This window comes from Neisseria perflava (genome assembly GCF_019334725.1).
In the GTDB taxonomy this organism is placed as follows: Bacteria; Pseudomonadota; Gammaproteobacteria; order Burkholderiales; family Neisseriaceae; genus Neisseria; species Neisseria subflava_A.
Genome location: NZ_CP079818.1, coordinates 956,171 through 976,962 on the forward strand (window position 1 = coordinate 956,171; position 20,792 = coordinate 976,962).

Genomic DNA, 20,792 nt, shown 5'->3' on the forward strand with positions numbered 1-20,792 from the left:
AATTATGATGAAAAATATCGTCATCCTTATTTCCGGACGCGGCAGCAATATGCAGGCGATTGTGAATGCCAATATTCCCGATGCCAACATTGCAGCCGTATTGAGCAACAGCGAGACCGCTGCCGGATTGGCATGGGCGGCAGAGCGCGGTATTGCCACTGACAGTTTGAACCATAAAAACTTCGACTCGCGTCTGGCATTTGATCAGGCTATGATGGAAAAAATCGATGCCTATCAGCCCGATTTGGTTGTATTGGCGGGCTTTATGCGCATTTTGACTCCCAAATTCTGCGCCCATTATGAAAACCGCCTGATCAATATCCATCCGTCCATCCTGCCTTCTTTCACCGGTCTGCACACCCACGAACGCGCATTGGAAGCAGGTTGCCGAGTGGCAGGCTGCACCATCCATTTTGTGACGCCCGAGCTGGATTGCGGCCCAATTATTTCACAAGGCATTGTTCCTATTTTGGACGGCGATACCGCTGACGACGTTGCCGCACGCGTGTTGACGGTTGAACACCAGCTTTTCCCGCAAGCCGTTGCCGACTTTGTTGCAGGCCGTCTGAAAATCGAAGGCAACCGCGTTTTGAATGCACAACGCAATGCCGCCGGTCAAAGCCTGTTGGCTTAATTAAAACACGATACACACAAGGAAAACATCATGAATCCGATTAAAACAACCCTGCTGACACTTTCCCTGCTCACTGTCTCCATCGGCGCACAAGCCGCTGAATTGCCGCAATCTGCCGTTTTGCAATACTCAGGCAGCTACGGTATTCCTGCGACCATGACCTTCATACACAGCGGCAACCAATACAAAATCGTCTCTACCATCAAAGTACCGCTTTACAATATCCGCTTTGAATCAGGCGGCAGCATCAACGGCACGACCTTGAATCCGTCTTACTACAAAGATGTACGCGGCGGTAAATTGTATGCCGAGGCCAAATTCTCCGGCGGCAACATCACTTATGGTAAAGCAGGTGATTTGAAAACCGAAAAATCCGGCCCGGCCATGGACTTGTTCACTTTGGCATGGCAACTGGCCGCCAATGACGTGCGCCTGCCGTCAGGTTTGAAAATTACCAACGGTAAAAAACTGTACACCGTCGGCAGCATGAACAAAATCGGCAGCGAAAGCTATAAACTGAACGGCGGTACAACGCCTGTGAGCAAATATCGCGTCCGCCGTGGCGACGATACCGTGACTTACTCGTTTGCTTCCGATATCGACAATATCCCTGCGCAAATCAGTTATACCGATGACGGCAAAACCTACAACTTGAAACTGACTTCCGTCAAAATCAACGGTAAAGTAGTGAAACCGTAATCTTTATTTGCTCAAACAAGAAGGCCGTCTGAAAAGTTTTCAGACGGCCTTTTATCTTTATAGCAACACAATATCGTATTGTTCCTGCGTGTAGGCGGTTTCGACTGCCAGCGAAATCGGCTTGCCGATAAAGTCTATCAACATCGCCAGCGATTGCGATTCTTCGTCTAGGAACAAGTCGATGACATTCGGAGCAGCCAAAATGCGGAAGGCTTGGACATCGTAGCGGCGCGCTTCGCGGACGATTTCGCGTTGGATTTCGTAGCACACGGTTTGCGGCGTTTTCAGACGGCCTCGGCCTTGGCAGGAAGGGCAGGGTTCGCAGAGGATTTGGCTTAAGTTTTCACGCGAGCGTTTACGGGTCAGTTCGACAAGGCCCAGACTGGTAAAGCCGTTGAGGGTGACGCGGGTGCGGTCGAAACTGAGGGCTTTGGCAAGCTCTTGCAGGACGGCTTCGCGGTGGACTTCCTGCGCCATATCGATGAAGTCGATGATGATGATGCCGCCGAGATTGCGCAGGCGAAGTTCGCGGGCGATGGTGTGGCAGGCTTCGAGGTTGGTGCGAAAGATGGTTTCATCAAAATTGCGCGCGCCGACAAAGCCGCCGGTGTTGACATCGATGGTGGTCATGGCTTCGGTGGACTCGATGATGAGGTAGCTGCCGAAGTTGAGGTTGACGCGCGGTTGGAGGGCGCGGGCGATTTCCTGCTCGATGTTGTGGGTTTCAAATAGGGGGCGTTCACCTTTGAACAGCTCGATTCTGCCCAATGCACCTTGAACGTATTGTTCGGCAAAATGGGTCATGCGGCGGTGGTTTTCGGTGGAATCGACCAGGATTTTGTGCGTATCGAGGCTGAACATATCTCGTAATACGCGCAGGCTTAATGGCAAATCTTGATAGAGCAGGGTTTCGGGCGGCTGAATTTTTGCCTGTTTTTGAATGTGTTCCCACACTTTGGTCAGATAGTTGATGTCTGATTGCAGTTGGTCATCGGAGGCGTTTTCAGCATTGGTGCGGATAATATAGCCGTGGCAGGCGTTTTCGGGCAGCAGATTGTTGAGACGCTCCCTCAAACTGCTGCGTTCGGCATCGTCTTCAATGCGTTGGGAAATGCCGATGTGGTCTTCTTGCGGAAGATGGACGAGGAAACGGCCGGCCAGCGAGATTTGTGTAGAAAGGCGCGCGCCTTTTGTATTGATGGGGTCTTTGATGACCTGAACCAAGACGGACTGACCTTCAAAGAGCATGTGTTCGATGCGTTGGGTTTCGTCCGGGTTGCGGCGTTGTTCGAGGACATCGACGATGTGCAGAAACGCGGCGCGTTCCAAACCGATATCGATAAACGCGCTTTGCATGCCGGGAAGGACGCGTTTGACGACGCCCAAATAAATATTGCCGACCAAGCTATGACCGCTGTTGCGCTCGATGTGCAGCTCGCAGATATTGTTCTCTTCCAAAACAGCCACACGCGTTTCTTGCGGCGTGATGTTGACGAGGACAGTTTCGGGCGGACGCACGGCGTCCTTGGGGATGGGGATTCCTGAAAGCATGGGGATACCTGATTTTGAATAGAAAAACTTTTGCGATGTGTTCTTCTCCAAAAAACAAATGGCAAAAGTCATTCTGCGAAAGCGCTTATCATACTTTAATTATGGTTTTTCCGCATCTGCACAAATGTTTATGGTCAGAAGGCCGTCTGAATGTTTTTTACAACCGTACGGCGGGAACACTTGTAAAATAGCACCTATGCCCATATAGTCATGAACATTGGTATTCTGGAAGAAATCATGCAAACCGTTACTGTTTATACCGGTCCATATTGCCCATACTGCACCATGGCGAAAAGGCTGTTGCAGGTGGTGGGTGTGAAAGAAATCAACGAAATCCGCATCGACGGCAATCCGGAAGTTTTTGCCGAAATGCAGCAGCTTTCCGGCCAGCGCAGCGTGCCGCAGATTTTTATCGGCGACACCCATGTCGGTGGCTTTACCGATTTGTACCGCTTGCAGCAGGAAGGCAAGTTGGACGAATTACTGAATCCTTAACCCTTAACTTAGGAAAATAAAATGAGCGAAGAATTGCAACCCGTATTCAGCGTTGAGCGTCTGTATGTAAAAGACTTGTCTTTGGAAGTGCCTCACGCACCACAAATCTTCTTGGAACAAGGCGCGCCTGAAGTGGATATGCGCGTTTCTACCGGCAACACCAAACTGGAAGACGGTTTCTACAGCGTTGACGTTACCGTGACCGTGACTGCCAAACTGAACGAAGAGCGCACCATGTTCTTGAACGAAGTTACCCAAAGCGGCATCTTCCGTTTGGAAAACATTCCTGAGGAAGACGTACAACTGCTGTTGGGCGTTGCTTGTCCGAACATCCTGTTCCCTTACGCACGCGAAGCCATTTCCAACAGCGTAACCCGCGCCGGCTTCCCACCTGTACTGCTTGCTCCGATCAACTTCGAAGCAATCTACCAAGAACAACAGGGAGCTAACGCTTAATCGCGTTATACCTAAATTAAGGCCGTCTGAAACATTGTGTTCAGACGGCCTTTTTTTATCTAAAAATCAGGATATAAGAAAAAATCTATAACAAAAAGTTCATATATTAATGCATCAGGTATATAATGATTACGCCTATCATTACTATTATATTTTAATTTTATAGATTAAATATCATTTAAAATTAATAAATTATAATTTTTATCAAGTAGGTAAGTAGATTCTATTAATTAAGGAAATAGTTGTGAAACCTGATTTTCAAATGAAAACAATTTGTTTGTTATTAGTACTGCCTTGCCAAACTGTTTTTGCAGATACAGGACATCAAGAAGTTGAACATGTAGATATGGATACGGTCAAGGTCAGTGGCAAACGGCAGGCACAAAGGAATACCGAGCGCAGTCAGTCTTATACAATCGGAACGATGGCAACGGCGACTGGGTTGCGTATTTCAGGCAAGGATACGCCGCAGTCGGTGAGCGTAATGACGCGTCGGCAGCTAGATGATAAAGCAATATATTCTTTAGAAGATGCAATGAAAAACACTACGGGAATCAACGTGGTTCGGGATTCGGGCCTACAAACTCGTTTTTTGTCTCGTGGTTTCTATGTTGATCAGATTGGTGAAGACGGTATTACCACTAATGTGTCTGGACGTTCGGGTTATACGGCAAAAATCGATGTCTCACCCAGTACAGACCTTGCTGTTTATGATCACATTGAGGTTGTCAGAGGTGCAACCGGTCTTACTCAGTCCAATTCAGAACCGGGTGGAACCATTAATTTAATCCGTAAGCGGCCAGCAGCTCTGTTTAAGCATACAGGTGAAATCAGCACTGACCATAGGGGCAGCAAGCGTTTGGCTTTGGATGTATCTGGAAGCTTGAATAATGAACATACGGTACGCGGTAGGCTGGTTGGTGTTCATGAGGACCACCGCTCTTTTAAAGAGGGTGTATGGAACAAGAAAGACATGGTTTATGGCGTGATCGATACGGATTTGAGTGATAACAGTATGCTGACTTTGGGTGGTACTTATCAGAAAAATAAAGACATTCCCGATTTTGCCGGCGTGATTTTACCTTGTGAGGATCAAAAAACTGCGGCCTTCAGCTCCAGTCCTGCCTGTAACAATCCTTTGAAATTGCCACGTAAAACTTATTTGGGTGAAACCTCATGGTCACGCCTGAATGCTGATAAATACAATATTTTTTCCGGTTTCAAACATGTCTTTGACAATGGATGGCAACTTAATGCCGAAATTTCTTATACGCGTAACGATTCAGATGCCAAAGTCGGACAATTTTTTCTGAAAAACGAACACGCGGCAGGTATTTCAGCATCTGAGGCAACGGGTTTCTTAACCGAGAAGGGGGAGGTTATCCCTTTTGAGCCTAAAGACAAGGCGTTGGCAAAATTAAAAGAATATCGTGATGGCGTCACTAAAACATATGAAGAGAAAAAAGCAGATTACGTTGCCCATCATTTCGATGCATCTGCTTTTGAACAATATCGCTCCCAAAGGGCGGCAGCACGTCGGGCAGGTTTTGATCAATGTATGCAGGACATTGGTTTGGATTTCCTGTGCAACGACTGGCAGGATCCTGGTGTAGAAGTAGATAAAAAAGAGTTTATTGATAAGGAGCTTGCAAAGCAAGGCATTGTTAACAATGCAGAAGGTCTGTTTCCCAACCGTCTATACGACTCAGCATACAATCTTCGCCACACATACAACCGCCGTTACAATTTCATGCCGTTGCACTATACCAAACACGATGTGCAATGGGGCTTTAAGCTGGATCTGACAGGTAACTACCGCCTACTTGGACGTGAACATGATTTCTTTGTCGGCTATGCGTATAACAATGAAAAAATCCGTTCTGCTTATACAGAAATCTATCAAAACCGTTATTTTGTCCGTCCTCAAGGTTATGCAGGTGCAGGCAGTTGCGGCATTCATCCCGATGGTCCGGAGCGTAATCCTTTAGAAAAAGGTATTGTCGAACCAGATTGGCATATTTATAACGAAAAAGGTAATAACAAAATCTATGTGCCGGAATGCAGTGGCGCGCATATTACCAAATATACTCCCCGTTTGGATGCGGAAGGCAAGCCTGTCTGGACCGTCAACGACAATGGTGAGCGCGTAATGGTGCAAGATCCTGTTTACGAATTGGATGCAAATGGAAACAAAATACAGGAGCGGGATGAAGAGGGAAATTTGAAATGGGCAAACCAATATCTGAAAATACCGCTGTGGAAAACTGTTCAGGTTGCAGATGATCATGTTCCGGCGTTATACAATTATTCGAAATACCTTAACACGAATAAAACACATTCTTTGACTGTCAGCACCCGCTTTAATGCAACCAACCGTCTGCATCTCTTGGGCGGTATGCACTATACGCGCTATGAAACCACACAAGCCAAAGAAATGCCTGTACGCTATGGCCAGCCTGCTACGGCATTTCAAACTGAGAGCAGTAACAAAATCGACAAAGAACACTACACCTCAAAAATGCAAAGTCATAGGTTCACGCCATATGCAGGCATTACCTACGACCTGACACCGCAACAAAGCTTGTATGCCAGCTATACTAAGATTTTTAAACAACAGGATAACGTTGATGTAACCAGCAAATCCGTTCTTCCACCACTCATCGGGACTAACTATGAAATAGGTTGGAAAGGGTCGTTCTTGCAAGGCCGTCTGAATGCTTCGCTTGCCTTATTTGTTTTACAGCAGAAAAACCGAACCGTTGTCGATTTCGGATTTGTTCCCGATACTAGTCGTAACGGAGGTTCATTCCAAACCATCGCCAAACCTGTGGGTAAGGTTAAGAGCAGCGGTGCAGAACTTGAATTGGCTGGCGAATTGTCGGAAAACTGGCGTATTTTTGTTGGCTACACATATAACAAAAGTAAGTATAAAAATGCTGCAGAAGTCAATGCGGAGCGGTTGGAGAAAAACACGACTGCCGACCCATATAACTTCAGTAACTTCACGCCGGTACATATGTTCCGCCTCGGTACAAGCTACCGCTTGCCTCAAACTAAGTTGACCTTGGGTGGTGGAATATCCGCGCAAAGTCGCACAAGTAGCCTTTACAATATTCGCCAAGGAGGCTACGGACTTATAGATGGCTTTGTTCAATATGACTTTCACAAACACGGCAGAATCAGCCTGATCGGAACGAACCTGGCTGACAGGACGTATTTTGAAAACAACTACAACCGTACGCGAGGTCAAAACAATTTCTATGGCGAACCGCGGACAGTCAAATTGAAATTGGATTGGCATTTCTAGAGCGAATGGATCATTATTTGGTATGTGAACATTATTGGCCAAATTCCTGATAAAAGTATGGATTGAACATCCTTCTTTTTTGAAAGCTGTTTTCTAACAATGGCTGAAGTTGATTCGATAGCCGGCGTATTTTCAAATATTCATTTGTTTCAAGTATTCAGCTTTGAAGGCCGTCTGAAACATTGCGTTCAGACGGCCTTTTTGTTTTCGGATAAAATACAGCAAACTTTAAATCAGCTGCCTTTTAAGATGACGCCCGAAACCCAAAAACAGCTCAAAATTACCGATGTTTCCGCTAAGAAGCTCGAGAAACTCAACCTCCATACCGCATGGGATTTGGTGTTGCACCTGCCGTTGCGTTATGAGGATGAGACGCACATCATGCCGATTAAGGATGCACCAATCGGCGTGCCGTGTCAGGTTGAGGGCGAAGTCATTCATCAGGAAGTGACATTTAAGCCGCGCAAGCAGCTGATTGTCCAAATCGCCGACGGTTCCGGCAGCGTCCTTTTTCTGCGCTTTATCCACTTTTATGCCAGCAACCAGAAACAGATGGCGGTCGGCAAGCGCATCCGCGCCGTGGGCGAAATCAAGCACGGGTTTCACGGCGACGAGATGATTCATCCTAAAATCCGCGATGCCGAGAGCAGCGGTTTGGCAGAAAGCCTTACGCCGATTTATCCGACCGTAAACGGTTTAAATCAACCCACTTTGCGCCGTATTATTCAGACGGCCTTGGACGTTACGCCGTTGCACGACACCTTGCCTGATGCTTTATTAGGCCGTCTGAAATTGCCGCACCTTGCCGAAAGCCTGCGCCTTTTGCATTCGCCGCCGCCAAGCTTCACCATTCATCAACTTTCAGACGGCACGCTGCCTGCATGGCAACGGCTCAAATTTGACGAACTTTTGGCGCAACAGCTTTCTATGCGCTTGGCACGGCAGAAGCGCGTCAGCGGCTCGGCCACGGCATTGGGTGGCGACGGCACATTGACTCAAGCCCTGCGCCACGCTTTGCCGTTTGCCCTGACTGATGCGCAAGAAAGAGTTGTTTCCGAAATCTGCCACGATATGGCGCAAACCCACCCCATGCACCGCCTGCTGCAAGGCGATGTTGGCAGCGGCAAAACCATTGTGGCCGCCTTGTCTGCTTTGACTGCTATCGAATCCGGTGCGCAGGTGGCTGTAATGGCGCCGACCGAAATCCTTGCCGAACAGCACTTCATCAAGTTCAAACAATGGCTTGAGCCGTTAGGGCTTGAAGTCGTTTGGCTTTCAGGCAGCCAGCGCAAAAAAGCCAAAGACGAAGCCAAAGCCAAACTGGCTGACGGCTCTGTCAAAATTGCCGTCGGCACGCACGCCCTGTTTTCTGACGACGTCGAGTTTCAAAATCTCGGCTTGGTGATTGTGGACGAACAACACCGTTTCGGTGTTGCTCAACGCCTTGCCCTTAAAAACAAAGGGCGCGACGTCCACCAACTGATGATGTCCGCCACGCCCATTCCGCGCACGCTTGCCATGAGTTTTTTCGCAGACTTAGACGTGTCTGTCATCGACGAATTGCCGCCCGGACGTACGCCGATTAAGACTCGCCTCGTCAACAACGTCCGCCGCGTCGAAGTTGAAGGCTTTGTCCTTAATATTTGTCGCAAAGGGCAGCAGGCATACTGGGTCTGCCCGCTGATTGAAGAAAGTGAAACCCTGCAACTGCAAACCGCCACCGAAACCCTCGAGCAGCTTCAGGCAGCCTTACCCGAACTCAGCATCGGCTTGGTACACGGGCGCATGAAAGCCGCCGAAAAAGCCGAAGTCATGGCGGAATTTGCCGCAGGTCGTCTGAACGTCTTGGTTGCCACCACCGTCATCGAAGTCGGCGTAGATGTGCCCAACGCTGCCCTGATGGTGATCGAACACGCCGAGCGCATGGGCTTGGCGCAGCTTCACCAATTACGCGGACGGGTAGGGCGTGGCGTGGCAGAAAGCGTGTGTGTCCTCCTGTTTGCCGAACCTTTGAGCGAACTCGCCAAAGCACGGTTGAAAGTCATCTACGAACACACCGACGGCTTTGAAATCGCCCGCCAAGACCTCAACATCCGCGGCCCCGGCGAATTTCTTGGCGCGCGCCAAAGCGGCGTCCCCATGCTACGCTTCGCCAACCTTGAAGAAGACTTACACCTTTTAGAACAAGCGCGCGAAATCGCCCCTTTGCTGATTGAGCAAAACCCTGAAATCGTCGAAGCACATCTAGCAAGATGGCTTTCCAGTAGGGAAGGCTATTTGGGCGTATAAAATTTTCATGAAAAGAAAAAGGCCGTCTGAAAACAGACGGCCTTTGATTTGGCTGGATAGGGGTTTAGAAACCTTGCGCCAACATGGCATCGGCTACTTTGACGAAACCGGCAATGTTCGCACCATTGACGTAGTTCACTTTGTCGCCGACTTTGCCGTATTTCAGGCAGGATTCGTGGATGTTGTGCATGATGTCGAACAGGCGTTGGTCGACTTCTTCGCGTGTCCAAGACAGGCGGATGGCGTTTTGACTCATTTCCAAACCTGAAGTTGCTACGCCGCCGGCGTTGGAGGCTTTGCCCGGAGCGTAGAGGATGCCGGCTTTGATAAATTGTTCGACCGCGCCCAAAGTTGACGGCATGTTCGCACCTTCGGCAACCACATAGCAACCGTTTGCCAGCAGGATTTTAGCAGCGTCTGCGTCCAATTCGTTTTGGGTGGCGCAAGGCAGAGCGACTTCGGCCGCAATGTTCCACGGTTTTTGGTTTTCAAAGTATTGCAGGCCTTGTTCTTTAGCGTAAGTGGCCACGCGTTCGCGGCGTACTTCTTTCAGCTCGATCAAAGCGGCCAGTTGCGCTTCGGTCATACCGCTGTCAGGGAAGAGGACAAAGCCGTTGGAGTCGGAAACGGTCAATACTTTTGCACCCAGTTGGATGGCTTTTTCGGCAGCGTATTGCGCCACGTTGCCGGAGCCGGAAATCAACACGCGTTTGCCTTCGATGCTGTCGTTGCGGGTTTCCAACATGGCTTGGGCAAAATACACGCAGCCGTAGCCGGTGGCTTCAGGGCGAATCAGGCTGCCGCCCCATTCGAGGCCTTTGCCGGTCAGGACGGAAGCAAATTCGTTGCGGATTTTTTTGTATTGGCCGAACAGATAGCCGATTTCGCGGCCGCCTACGCCGATGTCGCCGGCAGGGACGTCGGTATCGGCGCCGATGTGGCGGTAGAGTTCGGTCATAAAGGCTTGGCAGAAGCGCATTACTTCGGCATCGGATTTGCCTTTAGGATCAAAGTCGGAACCGCCTTTGCCGCCGCCCATAGGCAGGGTGGTCAGCGCGTTTTTGAAGACTTGTTCAAAAGCGAGGAATTTCAATACGCCCAAATCGACAGTAGGGTGGAAGCGCAAGCCGCCTTTGTAAGGGCCGATGGCGGAATTCATTTGAATGCGGTAGCCGCGGTTGACTTGGACTTGGCCTTTGTCGTCCATCCAAGTGACGCGGAACATAATCACGCGCTCCGGTTCAACAATACGCTCAAGCAGGCTTTGTTGGGTGTATTTCGGGTTTTTCGCCAAAAACGGATCCAAACTCATGAACACTTCTTCAACGGCTTGATGGAAGGGTTCTTGGTTGGGGTTGCGTTGTTTGAGATTGGTAAATAGAGTGTTCAGATCGGTCATTTTTCTACTCCTATTGAGTGAGATGTTTCAATATTTATGTTTTGAAATATAGCTGTAAAAATTTTACTTGCCAAGAAAAATTTTACCTAAATTGTTGACATTATTTTTTTACTAATTTGTAAAAATGGAATTATATTTCAAACTTAATCAAAAATATTTAAAAATATTTTATTAAATATATTATAATAAAAATAAAATGCTTGGTAATTAAACTAGAAAATGTTGAAAATTTTTTTGTAAAAATTTAATTCAGCTCAAAAATTTGTGTAAATTGGTGCTGAATTGTCAACATTGTTAATGAGTGTATTACGCGAATATGGGGAAGGTTGCCTCATTGAAGACAGAGAGGCAGGCCGTCTGAAAATTCGGTACAATACACACGAAATTCCCACAACACACACATTAAGGAAACACATGAAAGCCTATCACGACCTTATGCGCCATGTTCTCGACAATGGCATCGACAAATCCGACCGTACCGGCACCGGCACGCGTTCCGTGTTCGGTTACCAAATGCGTTTTGATTTGAGTGAAGGCTTTCCGCTGTTAACCACCAAAAAACTGCATCTGCGCTCGATTATTCATGAGCTACTTTGGTTTCTCAAAGGCGATACCAACATCAAATACCTGAAAGAGAACAACGTTTCCATTTGGGACGAATGGGCGGACGAAAACGGCGATTTAGGCCCGGTTTACGGCTACCAATGGCGCAGTTGGCCTGCACCCGACGGCCGCCATATCGACCAAATTGCCAACGTGGTGGAACAAATCAAGAAAAATCCCGACTCGCGCCGCCTGATTGTGTCCGCATGGAATCCGGCTTTGGTCGATGAAATGGCCTTGCCGCCTTGCCACGCGCTGTTTCAGTTTTACGTTGCCAACGGCAAACTGTCTTGCCAGCTTTACCAACGCAGCGCCGATATTTTCCTTGGCGTACCGTTCAACATCGCCAGCTACGCATTGTTGACCATGATGATGGCCCAAGTATGCGGACTGGAAGCAGGTGAGTTTATCCATACGTTTGGCGATGCGCATTTGTACAGTAACCATATCGAGCAGGCCCAGCTACAATTAAGCCGCGATTTCCGAAACCTGCCGACCATGAAAATCAACCCTGAAGTCAAAGACTTGTTTGAATTTAAATTTGAAGACTTTGAATTGGAAGGCTACGATCCGCATCCGCATATCAAAGCAGCCGTATCGGTGTAATCTAAGTTGAAAATAAAAAGGCCGTCTGAAACTTCAGACGGCCTTTTGTTTAGGCAGGGTTATTGACGTTTCGCGCCATAGCCACCGATTAAGTGTTCGGTTGCATCTTTGTTTTTCAAGCCGTAAGTGCCGCCAATTTCTGCAGCATTGGGGCCGTAGAATTTGCCGTTCAGGTTGCCGCTTAACTTGTCATCGGCCGTGCTGACTTTACCGGAGAAGAGGTTGCCGTCTTTCCAGCTTGCCGTACCTTTGAAATCATAGTTGTTATCTGCTTTGGATACGCGCTTACCATTTTCTAAAGTATGGAAGTGTGAGTTTGACGTTTCAAAACGGACGCCTTTGAGGCCGAAATCAACGATAGCCATGACATTGGAAGTCAACTGACGATTGTTCTTGTCGGTAACCACATAGGCAGTGGAAATACCTTTGTAGGTGGCTGTTCCTTTAGCAGGCAGGGTTGTGAAGACAGTTTCATCGCCCAGGCTTTGGTAGCCTTGGTATACATGTCCTTTAGGGTCGGTGTAATACGCGAAGGTTTGATATGTCCAGCCGGCCGCAGAAGGATCATGCAACACAATTTTGGTGCCGTCATCAAAGTTGATAACATAAACGCCATCGAATTGTTTATCGAAGACTAAGCCATTTTTATCAGTGCGGAAGTAGGCTAACTTATCGCTGTCAATTTTATTAAAGGTTGCCAGACCAGTACGATGTTGCAGATTTTTTTGGTATAAAGCGTCTAAGTCTCTAATTTTAGCTTTAATTTCCTTTATTTTGTCATGATCAACTTGGCCAGACTCTGAGTTTTGTTCTTTTTTTAGATTTTCTTTTTCAGCTTCTAACTTCTTATAAAGTTCAACAATACGTTCATCCAAAGTTGATTTGCCGTATGCGAATTCGGTATTTTTCTCTTTGCCCGTTTGTTCGCTGACATCAGTTTGAGTATTGCCTTTTGAATATACTTTGGCAATAACAGAAGCGTAGCTTGTCCATGTAGTTTGGGTTGCGTTGCCATCAGTGGTCTTGTTAAATAACACAACGCCGTCCATTTTGACTTCATCATTGCTGTTAAAGTCAATAGAACTGATCAGGCCATTTTGGTTACGGTCTTGATTGTCTGTTTGGAACATTTTGCCTGCGGCATCTTTGCGGATTTGTACGTTAGGGTTGGATTGCTGTGCACCTTTGGAGGAGATGAAATGTGTGTGCAAAGGCTGGGTAACGTTGGCCGGATCGATTGGATCTTCATCGGTCAGTTTGGCGAGGTTGTCGGCACTGTTGGTAAGCGTAGTAGACGGCGCTTTCGGAGTGTTGACATTGCTGTTATTGTTGGCAGGATTGCCATTATTGCCAGTAGAGTTGCCGGTATTATTGGTAGGAGTCGCGCCGGTGCTTAAAGCAGATGAACCGCCGCCTCCGCCACCACCGCATGCGGACAAGATGGCTGCGCTGATGGCTGTAAAAACGATGGTTTTAAGTTTGGTTTGGATGTTTGACATGAGATTCCCTGTATCGTTATTCGCTTGATGAAAAGGTCGGAGATATCGTTTATCTGATTTTTAAACCTTTAAAGCCCGATAATAACCATAAATCATAAAAAAATAAACAGATTGTTTGCATTTCTGTACAAAAATTAATCAAAGGGCAGGTGGTTGGGCAGGTGTTTTTTTAGTTAATTGTTTTATATGAATTTCTTTTAAATAGTTTAGTGAGTTCAATACTAGTCTGTTTCTTTTTAACAAACTTTTCAGACGGCCTTTTGAAGATAAAAAAGCAGTCGGACTTTATGGATGCTTTTCTCTCAACGGATCAGCGTATTTCCGTTAAAATACGCCTTCTTTTCAGATTCGAAACATTGCCATGCGCCTTACCCACATTAAACTCTCCGGCTTCAAATCTTTTACCGACCCGACCACGATTCATGTGCCGGGGCAGCTTGTTGCGGTTATCGGGCCGAACGGCTGCGGCAAGTCGAATGTGATTGACGCGGTGCGCTGGGTGTTGGGAGAGGCTTCGGCGAAGCAGCTTCGCGGCGAGAGTATGCAGGACGTGATTTTTAACGGTGCGGCAACGCGCCGTCCTGCGCCGAGAGCTTCGGTGGAGCTGGTGTTTGACAACAGCGACCACAGTTTGCAGGGGGCGTGGGGGCAGTATGCAGAGGTGAGCATCAAGCGGCAGCTGACGCGTCAGGGCGAATCGACTTATTTCATCAACAATCAGACCGTGCGCCGCCGCGACATTACCGATTTGTTTCTGGGTACGGGCGTGGGCGCGCGCGGTTATGCCGTTATCGAACAGGGGATGATTTCGCGCATCATCGAAGCGCGGCCGGAGGAGTTGCGCGCCTATATCGAGGAGGCGGCGGGCGTGTCCAAATATAAGGAACGCCGCAAGGAGACGGAAGGTCGTCTGAAAGACACGCGCGAGCATTTGCAGCGTTTGGGCGATTTGCAGAACGAGTTGGCGCGTCAGGTGGAAAAGCTGGAAAAACAAGCGGAAACCGCCGAACGCTACAAATCCCTGACCGCGCAGTTAAACCAACAACAGGATTTGCTTGATTACGCGCAATGGCAGCAATCGCTTGCCGCCGCCGACAAGGCGACCGCGCAGCATCAGTCTTTGCAGGCGCAGCAGGACGAAACCGCCGCGCAGGTTCAGGCGTTAAACGACGAAGTACACGCCTTGCAGACCGCCGAGCAGTCGCAGCAGCAGGCGGTACACGAATTGAGCAACAAACGCGGCGTGTTGCGCGAGCAGATTGCCCGTTTGGAAGAACAAATCCGCCATCAGCAAAACCTGCACCAACGCATCGAACGCGACAAGCAGGCGGCGCAGGCGCAGTTGCAGCGCATCCATCAAGAGCAGCAGCAAATCTGCGTCAAGCTGGAAGAAAACGAGTTATACGTCGAAGAAAAGCAAACCGAATTGGCGGAATGGGCGATGCAGGTTGCTGAACACGAAGAGCGTCTGCCCGAATTGGAAGAAGCCCAAGCCACGCTTAACGCCGCCTTCCAAACCCAGCAGGACGAGGCAAACCGCATCCGCCGCGAACTGGCGTTGAAGCAGCAGCAGCTTGCCCATGCCGAACAAACCGTTGCCAAGCACGAAGAGCGCAAAGGCCGTCTGAAGCAGGAAAACCAAGCCCTGAACCTGCCCGACGAAGCCGAAACCACAGCCGCGCAGGAAGCCGCCGCCTTGTTGCAAAGCCAGCAAGAGCATTACGAAGAGCAAATCATTGCCGCCGAAGAAGCCTTACACGCCGCCCGCGAGGCGTTTCAGACGGCCTCAAACCGCTTCCAAAGCCTGAAGCAGCAACACATCACCTTGCAGGCGCAGCAGCAGGCATTGTCGCAAATCCTGTCGCAACAGCAGGAAGCCGCCGACTTCTGGCAGGCAACCGACCACGCCGCCGCGCCGCAGCTGTGGCAACACATCACCGCGCCCGCCGAGTGGCAGCACGCCTTGTCCGTCATCCTTGCTGAACGCCTGCATGCCCGCGCCGTGCCGCACGGCTTCGTTCCCCCCGCACCTTTGCCGCAGGGGCAGGCGGCATGGCTTTCAGACGACCTCTCCGGCGGCTTCAAAAAATCCCTGCCCGTACAGGCATTGTTGAACCAAATCCAAGCGCAGCCGCCGTTTCAGACGGCATTGCACCACTGGCTCGACGGCGTATTGTGCGCGCCCGATTTGAGCTACGCCCTCGCGCATCAAAGCGATTTGGGCGCCCACCAAATCTGGCTCACGCCCGAAGGCCATCAGGTCGATAAAGTCAGCGTCCTGCTCTATGCCAAACCCGCGCAGGAAAGCCTGATTGCCCAAAAAGCCCGTCTCGACGGCATTGCGTCCGAACTGGAAAACCTCGCCCCCGAACTCTCCGCCGCCGAAGCCTCGTTCAAACAGGCGGAGGCAACCGTGCGCTCGTCCGAAGTGCAACATAAAAACCTGATGCAGCAGCAACAGCAGCATACGCGCCAATACAGCCAAGCGCAGCAACGCGCCGCCGAACTTTTAGCGCGCACCAACCAAGGGCAAATCCGCCGCGAACACATCGAGCGCGAACTGGCGCAGTTGGCGGAAGAGCAGACCGTGTTGCAACATACTTCAGACGGCCTTGCAGACGACATCGTTACCTTGCAAGAGGCCGCCGCTGAACTCGAACACCAGCAGCAAACCACCGCACACAGCCGCCAAGAGCAGCAAGGCCGTCTGAAACAGGCGCAGCTTGCCCTGTTGGAAGCCAACCGACAATACGGGCTGGCGGAAGTCGCCGTTCACAAGCTCAACCAGCAAAAACAAAACTACCAACAGCAAATTGCCCAGCTTGAACAGCAAACATTCGACTGGCAGGAACGCCAGCAAGAGCTTGCCCTCGCCTATGAAACCGAGTTCCAAAACGACGAGCAGCACATCAAGCTTGAAGAATTAAGCGAAGCCGTACAGACCTTGGACGAAGAATATATTGTTGTACAGGAGAAACTCGCGCAGATTCAGGAGCAGGGCAGGGAGCAATACGCTAAAGTGCAAACCCTGCAAACCAAGCTGCCGCAGCTTCAGGCCGCCACCCAAACCGCCCTGTTGCAGCAGCAGGAAGCCCTGATTAACGCCAAACGCTACCATCAAAACCTGACTGAACGCGCCGCCGATTTGGACGCGCTCGAAGCGTTGGCGAAAGAATCACCAAAAGTATTGAACAACAGCATCGGCAGCCTCACCCAGCAAATCGAAGCCCTCGGCGCCGTCAACCTCGCCGCCCTGCAAGAACTCGAAGAAGCGCGCGAACGCGACGGCTACTACCGCAGCCAAAGCGAAGACGTACAGGCCGCTATCGTGCTTTTGGAAGAAGCCATCGCCCAAATCGATGACAAAACCAAAGAGCGTTTCAAAGAAACCTTCGACGCTGTCAACGGCAAAGTCCAAACCTTCTTCCCGACCCTGTTCGGCGGCGGCGAAGCCACCCTCAAGATGATAGGCGACGACCTCCTGACCGCCGGCGTGTCCATCATGGCGCGCCCGCCCGGCAAGAAAAACAGCACCATCCACCTCCTCTCCGGCGGTGAAAAAGCCCTCACCGCCATGAGCCTCGTGTTCGCCCTGTTCAGCCTCAACCCCGCCCCCTTCTGCCTTCTGGACGAAGTCGACGCCCCGCTGGACGACGCCAACACCTCGCGTTTCTGCAATCTGGTCAAAGAAATGTCAGCGCAAACCCAGTTCCTCTACATCTCCCACAACCGCCTGACCATGGAAATGGCAGAGCAGCTCGTCGGCGTAACCATGCAGGAAAAAGGCGTCTCGCGCGTCGTCGCCGTGAACATCAAACAGGCGTTGGAAATGGCGGAGCCGAATTGAGGTAAGAACAAAGGCCGTCTGAAAGAATGAGGAAGAAATCTATAATTTCATCTTCCCATTTTTTCAGACGGCCTTTTTGTATTGGATACAGCGTTATTGTTTTGAAGTATTATCTTTGGAGCGTTGAGGTTGCCCCGAGCGTTGGTTGTTGCCGTTGACGGCATCGCGCCATGCTTTGCGTTCGGCTTCGATTTTGGCGGCTACTTCGTGAACCATGGTTTCTTGTTTTTTGACGACAGGCTCTTCCGGTGTGTTGTCGGAAAAGTGGAGGCCGTACCACAAGACGGCGAAAATGCTGCAGACGAAGATAACGGCAATCAGGCCGACGATAGCTTGTTTGCCGGCGAGGGGTTTTTCAGGGGGAGGGACGAGGACATCGAAGCAGTCGGCGCAATCGAGGGCGAAGCAGACGTTTTCGGCTTCTTTGCGGCCGCGTCGGCCTTCTGTGATGTTGAAGGAGATGTGTTGCCCTTCGGCCGGAAGGCGGGTAAGGGTGGTGAAGGCGGCAAGGGCAAGAAAGATTTCTTGGCCTGTGTCTTCTATGGTAGCGGCTCCGAAGCCGCGCTTGCTGTTCCAGCGAGTAATCGTTCCGTAATAGCGCATAATATATGTGGGATATTATTGTAGGTAACAATTTTTCCTTCGACTGATTTTAAATCAAAAAGTTTAGTTATTGTCTTAAATTTACACTAGATTTGTCTTGTTGGAAGCAGGCAGGCCGTCTGAAGGATTTCAGACGGCCTGTATGGTTTATGCCTATTTATTAAGCACTTTTTGGAAGGTGTCGATCAGGTGTTGCGCAATGGCACGGCTGCCGAATTGTTGCAGGCAATCTTGGCGCAAACGGACGGGATCGTAGTGTGCATGGTTTTCGTAGAGGGTGAGCAAAGCTTTGGTCAGTTCCGGTATGTTTTCAATTGGTACCAACAGGCCATTGTCGGATGTGACGATGGATTGGGGGCCGCCGCAACGTGTGGCGATAACGGGCAAACCTTGCGACAGTGCTTCGATATAGACGACGCCGAAGGTCTCGGTACGGCTGGCGAGGACGAATGCGTTGCTGTGGCGCATGAGATCCAGGGTTTGGTCGGTGGTTAATGCGCCGGTAAAGGTAACGGCGTGGTTGATGCCCAAGTCGCTTGCCAGTTGTTTCAGACGGCCTTCTTCTACGCCGCCGCCGCCGATTTTGAGTTTGAGCTGCGGATAGGTTTTGAGTGCTTCGGCAAAAGCAGGCAGGAGCAGGTCGTGGCCTTTGAGGTGGCGCAGGTGGGAGACGCTGCAGAAGGTGAAGTCTTGATTGTTTTTTTCGGGGAACTCGAAATCCTGTTCAAAATTGCCGCCCAGCATATTGGGCAGGTATTGCCAGTCTGTACCGGCGTAGGTTTTTTCGAGAATGCGGCAGAAATCACGGCTGACGGCGAATCGGGTCGCGCTGTGGCGCACGGCTTCGTGCATGGACGGCCATTGGTTTTTTCGGACAAGGCCGCGTGAAATGGCGCTGCTGTGTTCGGTAATTACATAGGGAATGCCGTATTTTTTGAAGATGGCACAGGCCAAAATGGCGGCATAGTTGACGCAATGGGCGTGAATTACGTCGGGTTTGCCGTTGTCGGCGATATAGGCTTCAAAAGCTTTCATGCCTGCATTGACCCAGCGGATGCGGTCGATGTCGACAACCGGGCAGCGCGGGAAGAAATACATGCTGTCGTAGGCGTAAGTGTTGAGTCCGCCTTGCTGATGGCGGCGCAGGCCGTAGAAGCGCGAGAAGATGGTTTTCGGCTGACTTCTCAAGTAGCGGAACATGGGTACGACCATGCCGATTTTCATGCCTTCACGTTGCAGGGCTTGGGCTTGGAGACGGAAAAAGATTCCGTCCACGTCAGTTTCGGAAGAAGGATACCAAGAGGGGATAACGACAATATGCATGATGTGTTTTTTATGGAAGTAGATAACGGCGAGGCCGTCTGAAAAGAAAAGATATCTTTCAGACGGCCTTTTGTATATTTAGTTCAATCAGTTGCCGGCAACCGTCATTTTAGAAACCAAGATGGAGCCGATTTGATTGGATGAACGGCGTAATGCGTCGTCTGCCACGCCGGTGATGTCGCGGTACATATCCTGCAAACGTCCGGCAATGGTGATTTCCTGAACCGGATAGGCAATGACGCCGTTTTCCACCCAAAAACCGGCCGCGCCGCGCGAGTAGTCGCCGGTAATGCCGTTGACGCCTTGTCCCATCAATTCGGTAACCAGCAAACCTGTTCCCATTTCTTTCAACAGGTCGGCCTGCGTGGCGTGGGTGTGGTTCAGATACAGATTGTGCGCACCGCCGGCGTTGCCCGTTGTCTGCATACCGAGTTTTTTCGCGCTGTAACTGCTGAGGAAATAGCCTTCGACGATACCGTCTTTCACCACAAAACGCGGCTGCGTGGACACGCCCTCGGCATCGAAATAAGTGCTGCGGAACGAGCGCAGGATATGCGGTTCTTCGCGAAGGCTGAGAAATTCGGGAAGCACCTGTTTGCCGATACTGTCAATCAGGAAGCTGCTTTGGCGGTAGAGCGCGCCGCCGCTGAGTGCGCCGATAAGGTGGCCGATTAAGCCGACTGCGACAGTGGTATCAAACAGTACGGGATAGCTGCCGGTCGGAACGCTGCAGCTATTCAGACGGCGTAAAGTCCGTTCGGCTGCAGTTTGGCCGATGAGTTCGGGCGCGTCCATGTCTTCTTGACGGCAGGAAGAATCATACCAATAGTCGCGCTGCATGCCGTGTTCGTCGCTGGCGACCACGCTGCAAGAAATGCTGTGGTGCGTGCTTTGCTGGTGTGCGGCAAAGCCGTGGGTGTTGCCGTAAACATATTGGTAATGGCCGGTATGAACCGATGCGCCTTCGGAATTTTCAATGCGTTTGTCCGTTGACAGAGCGGCCTGTTCGCATTGCTTGGCCAAATCAATGGCGGATTCGGTACTCAAATCCCATTCGTGGTAGCGGTCGAGGTCGCCGATATGGGTTGCCATCAAGGCAGCGTCGGCAAGGCCGGCGCAATCGTCTTCGGCGGTATAGCGTGCAATATCGATGGCGGCTTTGACCGTATCTTGCAGGGCGCGTTCGGAAAAGTCGGCAGTGCTGGCTCGGCCTTTGCGTTGGCCGACATAGACCGTAATGTCTAAAGATTTGTCTTGTTGGAACTCGATTTGTTCGATTTCGCCCAAGCGCACGCTGACGCTTTGACCGAGCGACTCGCTGAAATCGGCTTCGGCCGCGGTGGCGCCGGATTGTTTGGCCAAATCCAGCGTGTGTCCGCACAAGCGCAACAGCTCGTCCGGTGTGTGGTTAAACAGCATAAAAAGGTTTCCTGACAGGGTTTTGCGGCATTTTAACCGTTTCAGACGGCCTCTGCAAAAAT

14 protein-coding genes are annotated in these 20,792 nt (G+C 50.3%); 8 read left to right on the forward strand and 6 right to left on the reverse strand.

Annotated elements, in window-relative coordinates; all coding sequences use genetic code 11:
- Positions 1 to 7 precede the first annotated feature (7 nt).
- Together purN and LPB400_RS04580 are read left to right on the forward strand one after the other, a co-directional pair.
- Entirely contained in the window at positions 8 to 634 is a 627-nt protein-coding gene (gene purN, locus LPB400_RS04575; protein ID WP_107792403.1) for a phosphoribosylglycinamide formyltransferase, read from the forward strand.
- A 30-nt stretch (positions 635 to 664) separates the two neighbouring features.
- Entirely contained in the window at positions 665 to 1,333 is a 669-nt protein-coding gene (locus LPB400_RS04580; protein WP_107792404.1) for a DUF3108 domain-containing protein, read from the forward strand.
- Positions 1,334 to 1,390: 57 nt separating this feature from the next.
- On the opposite strand, the gene LPB400_RS04585 is transcribed toward LPB400_RS04580, so the two are convergent.
- Positions 1,391 to 2,884, reverse strand: coding sequence for an Rne/Rng family ribonuclease (locus LPB400_RS04585; protein ID WP_070461398.1), 1,494 nt, complete (start codon positions 2,882 to 2,884; stop codon positions 1,391 to 1,393).
- A gap of 237 nt (positions 2,885 to 3,121) precedes the next feature.
- Between LPB400_RS04585 and grxC the strand changes: the two genes are divergently transcribed.
- The 4 genes from grxC to recG all read left to right on the forward strand — a co-directional run bounded on the left by grxC (position 3,122) and on the right by recG (position 9,431).
- On the forward strand, positions 3,122 to 3,379 hold the full coding sequence (gene grxC / locus LPB400_RS04590) for a glutaredoxin 3 (protein ID WP_107792405.1): 258 nt from the start codon (positions 3,122 to 3,124) through the stop codon (positions 3,377 to 3,379).
- 21 nt (positions 3,380 to 3,400) lie between these two features.
- On the forward strand, positions 3,401 to 3,835 hold the full coding sequence (secB, locus tag LPB400_RS04595) for a protein-export chaperone SecB (RefSeq protein WP_070461399.1): 435 nt from the start codon (positions 3,401 to 3,403) through the stop codon (positions 3,833 to 3,835).
- Between the two features lie 262 nt (positions 3,836 to 4,097).
- Positions 4,098 to 7,142, forward strand: a complete 3,045-nt coding sequence (locus LPB400_RS04600) for a TonB-dependent siderophore receptor (protein WP_219089697.1) — start codon at positions 4,098 to 4,100, stop codon at positions 7,140 to 7,142.
- Positions 7,143 to 7,391: 249 nt separating this feature from the next.
- A complete protein-coding gene (gene recG, locus LPB400_RS04605) occupies positions 7,392 to 9,431 on the forward strand; it encodes an ATP-dependent DNA helicase RecG (protein ID WP_219089699.1) in 2,040 nt (679 codons plus the stop codon).
- Positions 9,432 to 9,495: 64 nt separating this feature from the next.
- Here the strand turns inward: recG and gdhA are convergent, their stop codons facing one another.
- The gene (gene gdhA / locus LPB400_RS04610) at positions 9,496 to 10,830 is read right to left on the reverse strand and encodes an NADP-specific glutamate dehydrogenase (protein ID WP_107867725.1); all 1,335 of its coding nucleotides are present in this window, start codon (positions 10,828 to 10,830) and stop codon (positions 9,496 to 9,498) included.
- A gap of 414 nt (positions 10,831 to 11,244) precedes the next feature.
- On the opposite strand from gdhA, the gene LPB400_RS04615 reads away from it, so the two are divergent.
- Positions 11,245 to 12,039: a thymidylate synthase gene (locus LPB400_RS04615; RefSeq protein WP_107810843.1), complete on the forward strand. Its 795-nt coding sequence runs from the start codon at positions 11,245 to 11,247 to the stop codon at positions 12,037 to 12,039.
- A 59-nt stretch (positions 12,040 to 12,098) separates the two neighbouring features.
- Here the strand turns inward: LPB400_RS04615 and LPB400_RS04620 are convergent, their stop codons facing one another.
- A complete protein-coding gene (locus LPB400_RS04620; protein ID WP_107792408.1) occupies positions 12,099 to 13,538 on the reverse strand; it encodes a transferrin-binding protein-like solute binding protein in 1,440 nt (479 codons plus the stop codon).
- Between the two features lie 361 nt (positions 13,539 to 13,899).
- Here LPB400_RS04620 and smc point away from each other — a divergent pair, with 361 nt between their 5' ends.
- A complete protein-coding gene (gene smc, locus LPB400_RS04625; protein WP_070461402.1) occupies positions 13,900 to 17,385 on the forward strand; it encodes a chromosome segregation protein SMC in 3,486 nt (1,161 codons plus the stop codon).
- A gap of 93 nt (positions 17,386 to 17,478) precedes the next feature.
- Here the strand turns inward: smc and LPB400_RS04630 are convergent, their stop codons facing one another.
- The 3 genes from LPB400_RS04630 to pmbA form a co-directional block, all read right to left on the reverse strand.
- The gene (locus LPB400_RS04630) at positions 17,479 to 17,988 is read right to left on the reverse strand and encodes a cold-shock protein (RefSeq protein ID WP_070461403.1); all 510 of its coding nucleotides are present in this window, start codon (positions 17,986 to 17,988) and stop codon (positions 17,479 to 17,481) included.
- 153 nt (positions 17,989 to 18,141) lie between these two features.
- Complete coding sequence (locus LPB400_RS04635; RefSeq protein WP_070461404.1) at positions 18,142 to 19,311, reverse strand: glycosyltransferase; 1,170 nt, start codon at positions 19,309 to 19,311, stop codon at positions 18,142 to 18,144.
- A gap of 87 nt (positions 19,312 to 19,398) precedes the next feature.
- Entirely contained in the window at positions 19,399 to 20,730 is a 1,332-nt protein-coding gene (gene pmbA, locus LPB400_RS04640; protein ID WP_070461405.1) for a metalloprotease PmbA, read from the reverse strand.
- Positions 20,731 to 20,792: the final 62 nt, after the last annotated feature.

What these genes read in the sequence shown, in the direction of transcription:
- purN (WP_107792403.1), top strand. Translation starts at nt 8, where the DNA reads ATGAAAAATATCGTCATCCTTATTTCCGGACGCGGCAGCAATATGCAG.
- LPB400_RS04580 (WP_107792404.1), top strand. Translation starts at nt 665, where the DNA reads ATGAATCCGATTAAAACAACCCTGCTGACACTTTCCCTGCTCACTGTC.
- LPB400_RS04585 (WP_070461398.1), bottom strand. Translation starts at nt 2,884, where the DNA reads ATGCTTTCAGGAATCCCCATCCCCAAGGACGCCGTGCGTCCGCCCGAA.
- grxC (WP_107792405.1), top strand. Translation starts at nt 3,122, where the DNA reads ATGCAAACCGTTACTGTTTATACCGGTCCATATTGCCCATACTGCACC.
- secB (WP_070461399.1), top strand. Translation starts at nt 3,401, where the DNA reads ATGAGCGAAGAATTGCAACCCGTATTCAGCGTTGAGCGTCTGTATGTA.
- LPB400_RS04600 (WP_219089697.1), top strand. Translation starts at nt 4,098, where the DNA reads ATGAAAACAATTTGTTTGTTATTAGTACTGCCTTGCCAAACTGTTTTT.
- recG (WP_219089699.1), top strand. Translation starts at nt 7,392, where the DNA reads ATGACGCCCGAAACCCAAAAACAGCTCAAAATTACCGATGTTTCCGCT.
- gdhA (WP_107867725.1), bottom strand. Translation starts at nt 10,830, where the DNA reads ATGACCGATCTGAACACTCTATTTACCAATCTCAAACAACGCAACCCC.
- LPB400_RS04615 (WP_107810843.1), top strand. Translation starts at nt 11,245, where the DNA reads ATGAAAGCCTATCACGACCTTATGCGCCATGTTCTCGACAATGGCATC.
- LPB400_RS04620 (WP_107792408.1), bottom strand. Translation starts at nt 13,538, where the DNA reads ATGTCAAACATCCAAACCAAACTTAAAACCATCGTTTTTACAGCCATC.
- smc (WP_070461402.1), top strand. Translation starts at nt 13,900, where the DNA reads ATGCGCCTTACCCACATTAAACTCTCCGGCTTCAAATCTTTTACCGAC.
- LPB400_RS04630 (WP_070461403.1), bottom strand. Translation starts at nt 17,988, where the DNA reads ATGCGCTATTACGGAACGATTACTCGCTGGAACAGCAAGCGCGGCTTC.
- LPB400_RS04635 (WP_070461404.1), bottom strand. Translation starts at nt 19,311, where the DNA reads ATGCATATTGTCGTTATCCCCTCTTGGTATCCTTCTTCCGAAACTGAC.
- pmbA (WP_070461405.1), bottom strand. Translation starts at nt 20,730, where the DNA reads ATGCTGTTTAACCACACACCGGACGAGCTGTTGCGCTTGTGCGGACAC.